This is a genomic window from Achromobacter sp. ACM02 (genome assembly GCF_014851605.1).
Taxonomy (GTDB): Bacteria; Pseudomonadota; Gammaproteobacteria; order Burkholderiales; family Burkholderiaceae_B; genus Achromobacter; species Achromobacter aegrifaciens.
Map to the genome: position 1 here is coordinate 415,535 of NZ_JACUZY010000002.1, position 12,509 is coordinate 428,043.

The 12,509-nt window shown below is 67.2% G+C and carries 9 protein-coding genes; 5 read left to right on the forward strand and 4 right to left on the reverse strand.

Annotation, left to right across the window (positions count from 1 at the left end; translation table 11 throughout):
* Positions 1-29: 29 nt before the first annotated feature.
* Together purN and IB258_RS30590 are read left to right on the forward strand one after the other, a co-directional pair.
* Positions 30-686 (forward strand): phosphoribosylglycinamide formyltransferase, encoded by a 657-nt coding sequence (gene purN, locus IB258_RS06745; RefSeq protein ID WP_088159649.1) that lies wholly within the window; start codon positions 30-32, stop codon positions 684-686.
* A gap of 1,015 nt (positions 687-1,701) precedes the next feature.
* Entirely contained in the window at positions 1,702-3,042 is a 1,341-nt protein-coding gene (locus tag IB258_RS30590; protein ID WP_192352472.1) for an RsmB/NOP family class I SAM-dependent RNA methyltransferase, read from the forward strand.
* A gap of 14 nt (positions 3,043-3,056) precedes the next feature.
* Here IB258_RS30590 and IB258_RS06755 read toward each other — a convergent pair whose 3' ends face one another.
* Complete coding sequence (locus tag IB258_RS06755; protein WP_175162139.1) at positions 3,057-3,452, reverse strand: hypothetical protein; 396 nt, start codon at positions 3,450-3,452, stop codon at positions 3,057-3,059.
* 355 nt (positions 3,453-3,807) lie between these two features.
* On the opposite strand from IB258_RS06755, the gene IB258_RS06760 reads away from it, so the two are divergent.
* From IB258_RS06760 to IB258_RS06770, 3 genes are read left to right on the forward strand one after another with little or no spacing between them, the layout of a single operon-like run.
* Positions 3,808-5,016 carry a fatty acid desaturase gene (locus IB258_RS06760; RefSeq protein ID WP_054456025.1) on the forward strand — a complete coding sequence of 403 codons (1,209 nt, stop codon included), beginning with the start codon at positions 3,808-3,810 and terminating at the stop codon, positions 5,014-5,016.
* Positions 5,013-7,307 carry a UvrD-helicase domain-containing protein gene (locus IB258_RS06765; RefSeq protein ID WP_059373632.1) on the forward strand — a complete coding sequence of 765 codons (2,295 nt, stop codon included), beginning with the start codon at positions 5,013-5,015 and terminating at the stop codon, positions 7,305-7,307. Before IB258_RS06760 ends, IB258_RS06765 begins: the two co-directional genes overlap by 4 nt.
* Before the next feature lie 5 nt (positions 7,308-7,312).
* Positions 7,313-7,618: a chorismate mutase gene (locus IB258_RS06770; protein WP_054456030.1), complete on the forward strand. Its 306-nt coding sequence runs from the start codon at positions 7,313-7,315 to the stop codon at positions 7,616-7,618.
* A 63-nt stretch (positions 7,619-7,681) separates the two neighbouring features.
* Here the strand turns inward: IB258_RS06770 and IB258_RS06775 are convergent, their stop codons facing one another.
* The 3 genes from IB258_RS06775 to IB258_RS06785 form a co-directional block, all read right to left on the reverse strand.
* Complete coding sequence (locus IB258_RS06775) at positions 7,682-8,863, reverse strand: cytochrome-c peroxidase (protein WP_125469996.1); 1,182 nt, start codon at positions 8,861-8,863, stop codon at positions 7,682-7,684.
* Positions 8,836-11,469 (reverse strand): TonB-dependent receptor, encoded by a 2,634-nt coding sequence (locus IB258_RS06780; protein ID WP_192352322.1) that lies wholly within the window; start codon positions 11,467-11,469, stop codon positions 8,836-8,838. The genes IB258_RS06775 and IB258_RS06780 overlap by 28 nt, the downstream gene beginning before the upstream one ends.
* Before the next feature lie 117 nt (positions 11,470-11,586).
* On the reverse strand, positions 11,587-12,507 hold the full coding sequence (locus IB258_RS06785; protein ID WP_175162145.1) for a FecR domain-containing protein: 921 nt from the start codon (positions 12,505-12,507) through the stop codon (positions 11,587-11,589).
* Positions 12,508-12,509 lie beyond the last annotated feature (2 nt).

Below are 12,509 nucleotides of genomic sequence, written 5' to 3' on the forward strand. Positions count from 1 at the left end.
TTCCCTTGGAATTCCTTATCTTGCCGGAAATATCTACCACCAAGCGCCGCATCGTCATCCTGATTTCGGGACGCGGCAGCAATATGCAGGCCTTGGCCGAGGCCTGCCGCAATGAAGGCTGGCCGGCCGAAGTCGCCGCCGTCATCGCCAGCAAGCCCGATGCCGCCGGCCTGGAATGGGCGGCCCAGCAGGGCATCCCCACCGGCGCGCTGTATCACAAGGACTACGCCAGCCGTGAAGCCTTCGACGCCGCGCTGGCCGCCGAGATCGACCGCTACGAACCCGATTACGTCATCCTGGCGGGCTTCATGCGCGTGTTGACGCCGGGCTTCGTCAATCACTATGCCGGCCGGCTGGTGAACATCCACCCGTCGCTGCTACCGGCGTTTCCCGGGCTGCACACGCACGCCCAGGCCCTGGCCACCGGGGTGCGCGTGCACGGCTGCACCGTGCACTTCGTCACGCCGGTGCTGGACCACGGTCCCATCATCGCCCAGGGCTGCGTGCCGGTCCTGGCGGGCGATACGCCCGAATCCCTGGCCGAGCGCGTGCTGGCGGTCGAACACCGGGCTTTCCCGGCGGCGGTGCGCTGGCTGGCCGAAGGCCGGGTTACCCTGACCAGCGACCACCGCGTCAACGTGCAAGGCGATCCCGATCGCCTTTTCGCCTGGTCGCCGGCCGCCTGAGCGGCCCCGAATCGAATTTTTCGGGCGGAAGCCCTCCGCCCCACTGGAATACACCATGACCAAACCCCAATCTCCGCGTTCCCGTCCGGCTGGCGCCGCCAGGGCCGCGTCCGAAGGCCGCGACGGTCGGTCCTTCTTCTCGCGCCCCAAGGGCGAGGCGCGCGCCCCGATCGCACGCGACAACGCCCGCGACGAGCGCTCCGGTGGCAGCCGCGACGAACGCTCGGCCGGCCGCCCGACGCCGCGCCCGTCCTACGACGCGCCGCGCGGCGAAGGCCGCGGCGGTGAACGCGGTTCCTACGGTTCGGACCGTCGCGAGGGTCGACCGAGCCCGCGTCCGTCCTTCGATCCGGCGCGCGGCGAGGGCCGCGGCGAGCGCGGTTCTTATGGTTCCGAGCGCCGTGATGGCCGCCCGGGCCAGCGTCCATCCTACGATGCTCCACGCGGCGAAGGCCGTGGCGGCGAGCGCGCTTCCTATGGTTCGGAACGCCGCGAAGGCCGTCCGGGCCAGCGTCCGTCCTACGACGCCCCGCGCGGCGAAGGTCGTGGCGGCGAACGCGCTTCCTATGGTTCGGAACGCCGCGAAGGCCGTCCGGGCCAACGTCCGTCCTACGACGCCCCGCGCGGCGAAGGTCGTGGCGGCGAGCGCGCTTCCTATGGTTCGGAACGCCGCGAAGGCCGTCCGGGCCAGCGTCCGTCCTACGACGCTCCGCGCGGCGAAGGCCGTGGCGGCGAGCGCGCTTCCTATGGTTCGGAGCGCCGCGAAGGGCGTCCGGACTCGCGTCCGTCCTATGACGCCCCGCGTGGCGAAGGCCGTGGCGGCGAGCGCGCCTCCTATGGCCCGGATCGTCGCGAAGGCCGCGCGGACTCGCGTCCGTCCTATGGCTCGCCGCGAGGCGATGATCGCGGCGGCGAGCGCGGCCAGTATGGCGGCCCGCGCGGCGGCGACGGCGGCCAGGACCGCCCGCCCAAGCCCCAATTCAATCGCCCGCGCCAATCGCACGCGGCGATCCGCATCGACCAGGTCCAGCGCGTCCTGGGCGAAATCCTGCAATGGACCTATCCGGCCGACGCGGCCCTGTCGCACTGGCTGCGCAATCATCCGAATCTGGGCGCGCGCGATCGCTCCGAGGTCGCTGAAGCCGTCTACGACGTGCTGCGCCATCTGCGCCGCTACCGCCAGTTCGGCGAAAGCGGCGTCGGTCCTGCTTCGCGCCGCCTGGCGATCCTGGGCCTGGCCGCGACGCTGGGCGCCGAGGCGCTGGCCGAAGGCATGGACGCCGCCGAAGCCGAATGGCTGCAGCGCGTGTCGCAGATCGACCTGGCGACACTGCCGCGCGCCGTGCGCGGCAGCATCCCGGACTGGCTGGACGAACGCCTGGGCGCCATGGACAGCCCGGAAACGCTGATCGAGGCGCTGAACCGCCAGGCCAGCCTGGACCTGCGCGTCAACCCGCTGAAGGTCGAGCGCGACGCCATGCTGGCCGAATTGCAGCAGGGCGCCGGCCGCTACGAACCTGTCGCCATGCCTTATTCGCCCTGGGGCATCCGCATGGAAGGCCGTCCGGCCATCAACCGCTGGCCGCAGTTCGAGAACGGCAGCATCGAAGTCCAGGACGAGGGCAGCCAGTTGCTGGCGCTGCTGGTGGCGCCGCGCCGCGGCGAAATGATCATCGACTTCTGCGCCGGCGCGGGCGGCAAGACACTGCTGCTGGGCGCGCTGATGCGCTCCACCGGCCGCCTGTACGCGTTCGACGTGTCCGCGGCCCGCCTGCAGCGCGCCAAGCCGCGCTTTGCGCGCAGCGGCCTGTCCAACGTGGTGCCGGTGGTCATCGACAGCGAAAACGACGCCCGCGTCAAGCGCCTGGCCGGCAAGGCCCAGCGCGTGCTGGTCGATGCCCCGTGCAGCGGCATTGGCACCCTGCGCCGCAATCCAGACCTGAAATGGCGCCAGCACCCCGAGGCGCTGGCCGAACTGGGCCAGCTGCAGGAACGCATCCTCAACAGCGCGGCGCGCTGCGTCGCCCCGGGCGGCCGCCTGGTGTACGCCACCTGCAGCCTGCTGGCCGAGGAAAACGAGGTCCAGGCCGAGCGTTTCCTCGCCAGCCATCCGGATTTCGAGCGCCTGGACGCCGCCGAGATCCTGGCCGCGCGCTGTGAAAACCTGAAGCTGGACGGCCCCTACGTGCAGCTGCGCCCCGACGTGCACGGCACCGACGGCTTTTTCGCCGCGGTATTCGAGCGCAAGAAGAAGGGCGCGGCGACCGTGGCCGAAGAAGCTTCGGAAGCGGACGAGGCTTCGACTGAAGAAACGTCCGACGGGGACGCGGCCGGTCCACAGGACCAGCCGGCCTGATCGGGAGCGCCGGGTCAGGGACCCGGCGTCACCACCACCGTGGCGCTGTAGCGGCGCGTGCCCAGGGTCTTGTTCTGGTACTTCACTTCCCAGGCCAGGCTGTCATTGCCTGGCTGGTCCGCCTGGTAGACCACCTGGGATACCGGCACGGTCTGGTAGGCGCAACGCCCGGAATCGCTGGACTGGCCCCGCGTCTGCATGATGTTGGCCTTGCCCAGGCGCGGCGTCATGGTGAGCGATACGCGCGGCGCGCGCAGCGCCAGGCAGTCCGATCCGCGGATCTCGTAGTACGAGGCCAGCACGGCGACGTCGCCCGATTTCAGCGTTTGCGCGGAAACGGTGGCGGGCAGGGCGGTGCCCAGCGCGGCCAGGGCGTAAAAAAATTGGGGACGGATTTTTTTCAGCAACATCAGTGGGACAAAAGAGACAGTTTGGTCGGTAAAGCACCCGCAGTGTGCGCCAGCCGCAAGTCCGCTTCAAGACCGGACGCCAAGCTGACAGGAACTTTAACGGCGAAATCGAGCCCAAACCTTGCGCCTTCGCGTATGCCCCCCACCTACCCTGGGGAGGATGGCCCTAGCGCCGCGTGCCGCAAGGCTCGGCCTCGCAACCCGCATTTTTGGTGGCGAGAGTGGGTTTTTGCCCTGAAAAACCGGGGCTTAGTCCTTGATTTCGCTCAAAAACTATTTTGAAACTACCTTGTCATAAGTCAGCCAAGGTAAGCTAAACTCCAGGCACTTCTCTAGCGAGGCTCCTAACAGCTTTATGGATTACATCCTTTCCTTCATTGCCGGCGGTCTGACCCAAGCCACTTGGTGGCAGGTTGTCGTGTTCACTCTGGTTGTGACGCACATCACGATTGTGTCGGTCACGGTCTTTCTCCATCGCAGCCAAGCGCACCGTGGTCTGGATCTGCATCCGGCCGTCATGCACTTCTTCCGTTTCTGGCTCTGGATGACGACCGGCATGGTCACCAAGGAATGGGTGGCCATTCACCGCAAGCACCACGCCAAGTGCGAAAAGGAAGGCGATCCCCATTCGCCCATCCTGTTCGGCATCTGGAAGGTGCTGTTCCGCGGCGCGGAACTGTACCGCGAAGAATCGAACAACAAGGAAACCATGGCCAAGTTCGGCCACGGCACGCCTGACGACTGGCTCGAGCGCAACGTCTACAGCAAGCACAGCCTGTGGGGCGTGCTGACCATGCTCGCCATCGACATCGCCCTGTTCGGCGCCATCGGCGTCACGGTATGGGCCGTGCAGATGGCCTGGATCCCCTTCTGGGCCGCCGGCGTCGTCAACGGCATCGGCCACTACTGGGGCTACCGCAACTACAACAGCCCGGACACCAGCACCAACGTGTTCCCCTGGGGCATCGTGATCGGCGGCGAAGAGCTGCACAACAACCACCACGCCCATGGCACGTCGGCCAAGTTCTCGGCCAAGTGGTACGAATTCGACATCGGCTGGTGCTACATCAACATCCTGAAGTTCTTCGGCCTGGCCAAGATCAAGAAGGTTGCGCCCAAGCTCAAGCTGGACGACAGCAAGACCGGCATCGACCTGCGCACCCTGCAGGGCGTGATCACGCACCGTTACGAAGTCATGGCCCGCTATGCGGACGTGATCAAGAGCGCCGCCCGTGAAGAGCTGGCCAAGCTGAAGGATTCGCGCAACAAGGACAGCGCCGAGTGCGACTGGACCAAGCTGCACAGCGTGCGCCGCGCCATCCACCGCAACGAGGATATCCTCCAGCCCGAACAGGTTGCCGCCGTGGATCAAGCCATCGCCCGCAACAAGTCGCTCGCCACGCTGGTACAGATGCGCCGTGAACTCGGCCGCATCTGGGAAAGCTCCAGCGCCAGCAGCGAACAGCTTCTTCATGACCTGCAGGCCTGGTGCCAGCGCGCCCAGCAAAGCGGCATCGCCGGGCTCGAGCAATTCGCTCAACGTCTGCGCCGCTACGCGGCATGATGCTAGAGAAGCTCAATCCTGAACAACGCGCCGCAGTAACGTTAGAACCGCAGCACGCCCTGGTCCTGGCCGGGGCGGGCAGCGGCAAGACCCGGGTGCTCACCACCCGCATGGCCTGGCTGATTCAAACCGGCCAGGCCTCGCCTTTTGGGCTGCTGGCGGTCACGTTCACCAACAAGGCGGCGCGCGAAATGCTCGCGCGCATGTCGGCCATCCTGCCGATCGATACGCGCGGCCTGTGGATCGGCACCTTCCATGGCCTGTGCAACCGCATGCTGCGCGCGCATCACCGCGATGCCGGCCTGCCGCAAAGCTTCCAGATCCTGGACGTCACCGACCAGCTCGCGGCGATCAAGCGCCTGATGAAGGCCAATGGCGTCGACGACGAAAAGTATCCTCCGCGCGATGTGCAGCGCTTCATCAACGGCGCCAAGGAAGAAGGCCTGCGTCCCGCCGACGTGGAAGCCTACGACGCCCATCGCCGTCGCCTGATCGAGATCTACCAGCTCTACGAGGCCCAGTGCCTGCGCGAAGGCGTGGTGGACTTTGCCGAGCTGCTGCTGCGCGCCTACGAACTGCTGTCGCGCAATGCGCCGGTGCGCGAGCACTACCAGCGCCGTTTCCGCCACATCCTGGTCGACGAGTTCCAGGACACCAACACGCTGCAGTACAAGTGGCTGCGCCTGTTGGCCGGCGGCGGCGCCGCAATCTTCGCGGTGGGCGACGACGACCAGTCGATCTATGCCTTCCGCGGCGCCAACGTCGGCAACATGGCTGACTTTGAACGCGACTACGCGCGCGGCACCGTGATCCGCCTGGAGCAGAACTACCGCTCTTTTGGCCACATCCTGGATTCCGCCAACGCGCTGATCGGCCATAACACCGGCCGCCTGGGCAAGAACCTCTGGACCGAGCAGGGCGACGGCGAGCCGGTGCGCGTCATCGAGCAGCCGTCCGACGGCATGGAAGCGCAGTGGATCGTGGACGAGATCCGCTCCCTGATCCGCGAAGGCAGCCTGCGCCGCGAGATCGCCGTGCTCTACCGCAGCAACGCGCAGTCGCGCGTGCTGGAACACGCCATCTTTTCCGCCGGCATTCCCTATAAGGTGTACGGCGGCCTGCGCTTTTTCGAGCGCCAGGAAATCAAGCACGCGCTGGCCTACCTGCGCCTGATGGCCAATCCGCACGACGACACCTCGTGGATGCGGGTCGTCAATTTCCCCACGCGCGGCATCGGCGCGCGCACGCTGGAGCAATTGGGCGACGCCGCGCGCGCGCACGACACCAGCCTTTACGCGGCCGTGGCCCTGGTGCCCGGCAAGGGCGGCTCCAACCTGGCGCAATTCGCGCAGCTGATCCATCGCCTGATCGAAGAGACCCGCGACCTGCCGCTGCCGGAAATGGTCGAGCACATGCTCGAGGCCAGCGGCCTGAACGCGCACTACAAGGCGGAACGCGAAGGCGCGGAGCGCCTGGAAAACCTGAGCGAACTGGTCACCGCCGCGGCGGTGTTCGCGTCCGAGGAAAACTACGACGGCATGCCTGCCGGCGTGGTGCCCGAACAGGACACGGCCTCCACGCTGAACGCGGGCGTGGTCGACGCGCCGGTCGTGGCATCCGACGGTTTGACTCCGCTGGCGGCGTTCCTGTCGCATGCGGCGCTGGAAGCGGGCGACAACCAGGCCCAGCAGGGCCAGGACGCCGTCCAGCTAATGACCGTGCACGCCGCCAAGGGCCTGGAGTTCGACGCGGTGTTCATCACCGGCCTGGAAGAGGGGCTGTTCCCGCACGAGAACAGCGTCCTGGAAGCTTCCGGACTGGAAGAAGAACGCCGCCTCATGTACGTGGCCATCACGCGTGCGCGCCAGCGTCTGTACATCAGCCTGGCGCAAAGCCGGATGCTGCACGGCCAGACGCGCTACGCGATGCGTTCGCGCTTCCTGGAAGAAATCCCCGAACAGCACCTGAAGTGGCTGTCGCCCAAGGCCGGTCTGGCCCAGGTTGGCGGCACGGGCGCCGGCTGGGGCGGCGGCAATCGCGGCGACGCTTTCGGCCGCAAGCCCACCAATACCATTGCGCCGCGTCAAGCCCGCAGCGTTACCACCGGCGTCACGGTGGGCGACAAGCAGTATCGTGTAGGTCAGGGCGTGCACCACGCGCGGTTCGGCGAAGGCACGATCATCGGCTTGAGCGGAGCAGGGCAGGACGCCCAGGCTGAAATCCAGTTCCGCGACGTGGGCGCCAAGACCTTGGCGCTGGGCATCGCCAAACTTGACATTGTTCAGGGTTGATACTCATGGCCGACAACGATACTTCCAAAGCCGAGCTGGCGTCGCTGCGCGCCGAGGTCGATGAAATCGACCAGCAGATCATGCTGCTGCTGGGCGTGCGGTTCCGCTGCACGGACATGATCGGCGAGCTCAAGCGCGATCTGGGCATGGACCTGGTGGATCCCAAGCGCGAGGAGCAGCAGGTCGCGCGCATCCGCCGCCTGGCGCAAGAGGCGGGCGTGCCGCCCGCGCTTGCCGAAACCATCCTGCGCGAAGTGATCGACACCGTGGTCGACCACCACACCCGCCTGCGCGAGCGCCCGTACTCGTAATGCCAGGCCGGCGGCGCATGGGAGCTTGCATCTGCGAGCTGCCGGGCGCCGCCTCTCCCTTTCCTACAAGACCTGCATGAACGCCAGCAAGGCGTCGATCTCGTCCGCGCTCAACGCGAGCGGCCGGATGTGTTCGGACTTGCGCGGCGCATACGGGTCGGGCGGATCGCTGGGCACGGGATCGCGGCCCATGCCGGCGTTGTACATCCGCAGCAGGCCCTTCAGGTCGGGAAACAGTCCGTTGTGCATCCACGGTCCGGCGCGCGACACATTGCGCAGGCTGGGCGTGCGGAATTTGCCAAGATCGGCGGGATTGCGCGTCGCTTCGTAGCGCCCCAGATCCTGGTTGCGGCGGCCATAGAAGGACAGGCCGATGTTGTGGAACTGGTGATCCGTCAGCATCGCGCCGCTGTGGCAGTTCATGCAGCGCGCCTGGGTGCGGAACAGGTGCATGCCGATTAACTCGCTGTCGTCCAGCGCATTCGATTGTCCATCCAGGAACTTGTCGAAGCGCGTGGTTTCGGGCCGCAGCGTAGCGACATAGGCGGCCAGCGCGCGCGCCAGGCGGTCGGCGTCCACAGGCGGCTGCGCTGCCGGGGCGGCGCCGAATGCTTGCAGGAACTGCGCAGGGTAGGGATCGGCCGCCAACAGGCGCGCCACGGCGCCGTCGGCGTCATGGTTCATTTCGCGGGGATCGTGGATGGGGCCCAGCACCTGTTCCTTCAGGCTGGCGGCGCGTCCGTCCCAGAACAACCGGGGCGCGAACGGCGCCGCATACAGCGGCGTGGAGCGCCGCCTGCCCATCAGCTTGTCTTCGCCCACGGCCAGCGCGAGGCCGTCGGTGAAGGCGCGCTGCGGCAGATGACAGGAGACGCAGGACACCTGCCCCTTGCGCGACAGCCGGGTATCGAAGAACAGCATCTGCCCCAGCGTCACCACCGCCGGGCGCGCGACGTCCGCAGCCAGTTCCGCTTGGCCGGCGTTGGCCGCGGTCCAGGATAGGGGCGGATTGGAGGCCGGCGGCACCGGCCCCCATTCGCGCCAGGCCACGCCAGGATCGATAGTGGGCGCTGGCCACGCCGAGGGCGGCCCAGCGTACAGCGGCCGCAGGCACGCGGCATTCCAGCCCGTGGGCGTGCGGCAGGCGGCCTGATCGTCCTGGGCGTCTGCGTCGGCGTGGGATAGGGACGCCGCCAGCGCCAGCGCCGCGCCCAGGATCAGAAGCGGTAACCGACTTGCAGCCATAGCTCCCGTCCCGTCTGATAGGTACTGCGGTTGGTCTTGACGTTGGGATTGCTGGCCGTCACGGCGGGCCTGCGGTCCAGCACGTTCAGGACTTCGACCGTGAATTCCAGACTGCGCGCAAACGTGGGATTCCAGGAAAGCTTGGTGTCCCAGGTCCAGTAGGACGGGATCTCGCCGGATTCGAATCGATCCAGGTAGTCGGGCCGCGGACCGCGCCCGACGTAGACGGTGGCGTCGCGCTTGCTGCGCCAGTTCACCATGTTGCTCCAGGTCAGGCCGGCGCGCGGCCACGCGCCGGTCAGGCTGAGGGTGGCGATCTGTGGCTGGTAGAAGGAGCTTGGAGGCAGGTCGATGGCGCGCAGGCGCGAGCCGTTGTAGATCACGTATTCGCCGGGGTCGCGCGCGTCGCCGTTGTAGCCTTCGACCAGGTCCGCGTTGGTCTTGCGCTTCTGCCAGCTCCAGCTTGCCTGCATGTTCCAGCGCGTCTCGCCCAGGCGCCAGGGCTCCAGCGTGCGCAGCGACAGGCTGACCCCGTCGGTGGTGGACAGGCCGTCGTTGGTGTAGCGGTAGCCGTCCTTGTCGTTGCCGGTCGTGGCCCACTGGTCGCGGCCGTTGCGGCGCACGTAGCTCAGCACGCCTTCCATGCCCGCCATGCGCTGGCGCAGCGAGACCGCCCATTCATCGTCATAGGGCATGCGCAGGCCCTTGTACTCCACGTAGTACTCCTTGCTGCCGTCCGCCACGGGCTTGCCGTTCTTGTCCAGCACCTGGCGCCGCAGGCGGCTGCGTTCTTCCTTGAGCGCCGTCTCCAGCACGCCGGCCCCGTAGTACCGCGACCAGCCGGCGCTGAGCAGGGTATCGCCCGAACCGAACATGTCCCAATCCAACCGCGTACGCGGCGACAGGTTGTTGTTGCCGAGGAACGTCTCGCGGTCGTAGCGCAGGCCGGCGTCCAGCGCCAGCCGTTGCCATTCGATGCGGTCCGACAGATAAAGGCTGGCCATGTTGTAGTTCACGTCCACGGTGCCGGGCAGGTAGCGGACCTTGCTGAAATCCCGATAGCTGCCGTCGCGGTTGTAAGCGCGCTGGTAGGAGTGGCTTTCCTGGAAACGCTCGAAGTTCGCCTGCACCTGGTTCAGTTCCGCGCCTGCATAGGGGATGTGCGTGAACACGCCCGTGCGCACCGGATCCAGGTCGACCCGGCCCTTCAGCGTCCAGGTGTCCTGCCGCGTCTGCTCCTTGCCGAAGCCGCCCGCCGTGTACCGCGGCAGCAGGTAGGGGCTGAATGTCACCAGCTCGTCGCCGACGGATTCGCGGTTGCTGAGCGACCGGTCCCAGCCCGCCTGCAGCGCAAGCCGGCCGCCCTGGAAGTAGTGGTCTACGTTGACGCCTATGCCGCGCGCCTCATGGTTGTTGTCCCAGCGCGTGTGCCGGAACAGGTCGCTGGCCAGGGTTTCGCTGCGGTCGCTGTATTTCAGCGTCAGGTCGGCCGTGGTATCGGCGCTGGCGCGCACGCTGAACTTGCCCAGGAAGTTGTCGATTCGGTCGCTATAGGCGGCCTGGCCCGGCGCCGGCTGTCCCTTGTCGTCCACGCCCATGTTCCAGCGCGTGATGTCCGATTCGCGGCGCGACATGGCCAGCACGGCGCCTGATTTTTCATTGAAGGCGAGGTCGCCCACGGCGGAGTAGAAGCGCTTTTTCCATTCCGGCGAATAGCCCGGCTTGCCCTGCGCCCAACTGTTTTGTTCGCCCTCGGCGACCTCCTGCCGCGTCATTTTGGAAGTGTTCCAGCGGTAGTCCAGATTCAAGCGGTTTTCGCCGGAAAAGCGGCGCAGCCTGGCGTCGACGACGCCGCCCGTGAAGCGGCCGTACTCCACCGGCACGAAGCTGTCGTGCACGCGCACTTCCTCCAGCAGGCTCGTGTCCACGAAGTACGACTGCGGGTTGCTGGGCACGTTGCCGACCTGCAGGTTCAGGTTCTTGCTGGCCGGGTCCACGCGGTTGGTCGCGTCCATGCCGTCGAGCTGGAACAAGTTCTGGTAGGGGCTGGAGCCGTGGAAGGAAATGTCCTCCACATTGAGCGAGCCGCGGTTCTGCGAGCCGGCGGCGCCCGGATTGGTGCGCACCGCCGGATGCGTCGCCACCAGCGTGCTGAGGTCGCGGTTGGAGCTGGGCGTTTCGGCGATGTCCTCGCGGGTATAGATGCGCTCGCCCACCTGCTCGCCGTAGACCCGCACGGCATCCAGGCGCAGGGCGGAAAACTGGTTGGTCTTGTCCACGTAGACGATGTAGCGGCCAGGTCCGTCCGCGCGCAGCGCCAGTCCGGACCCCACCAGCAGGTGGTTCAGCGCGAGCAGCGGCGAATACTCTCCTTGCAGTGGGGGCGAAGTCTTGCCCGCCACCGCCGCCGGCGGAAACGAGATCTCCAGGCCCGCCTGTCGGCCCAGCGCGAGCAGTGCGTCGCCCAGGGGTTGGGCCGGCAGGTCATAGGCGACGGGCGCGGTCGACTGAGCGGGGGCCGGCGAAGCCGTTATCAACGCGGCGATGAGCAGCGCCGCCGAAGCGCCAGACCGGCGGGCGCGCCGGTTGAAGTGGGGAAACAGCATGAATGCGTCCAAGCGGGTGTTGATGTCAGCCGTAGGACGTGTGCAGGCACGGATTACCTCAGCGGATTGCCGATGAATAATTTATATCGATTCTCATTTACTGATTGGCAATCGGCTTCAACGCAGGATCAGCAGGCCTGGCAGCTCGGTAATGCCGACCTTGGCCTGCGCCAGCAGCAATTCCAGCGCTCGCTTGGGATCGTCGATACTGGCGATGCCCGAGACGCGCAAACGCCTGGCGGTATCACCCAGCACCAGGATGTGCTTGCCGCCATAGCGGGATAGCCGCGCAGCGGCCTCGGGCAATGCGACATCGTTGAAGGCCAGCAGGCCCTGGCTCCAGTCCGGCGCCGGTTCCTGCGGCGCGGCGAAGCGCGTGATGCCCGTCGCCGACACGGCAGCCTCCTGGCCCGCGTCCAGCGTCAAGGCGGCGTCATCCTGGCAGACCAGGCAATGGACTGCCACGCGATGTTCGTACACCGCCACGCGCGTGCCGCCGGCCTCGCGCGCCACGACATAGCGGGTGCCTAGTGCGGCTGCGGACGCGTCCGGCGTCACCACCGTGAAATCCGGACCACCAGGCGCGCGTGGTGCGGCCGTGAACAACGCTCGCCCGGCCAGGAGCCGTACTTCGCGCTTGCCCGGCGCGAAATCGATGGCGATGGCCGAGTCCGCATCCAGGGTGGCGCTGGAGCCGTCGGGCAGGGCCACGCGGCGCACTTCGGCGCCGGTCGTGTAGTCGGCGTCAGGATGGACCGTACGCAGCAATTGCCAGGCTGGCCAGGCGGCCAGCAATACAAGCGCGGCCGCCGCGCCGCGCTTATGCGCGCGCCGTGGCGCCAGCAGCTTGCCGCGTTCGATCTCGCCCATTCGCCGCCACAGGCGCGCCAGCCGTTCATAGGCGGCGGCGTGGCTGGCGTCAGCGCGGTACCAGGCTTCGAACTCCGCCTGGGCTTGCGCATCCATGCCCTGACCGCTGTGGCGCACGACCCAGCGCGACGCTTCTTCCTGGGCGCTGCCGGTCTTGGGGGCGGCCATGC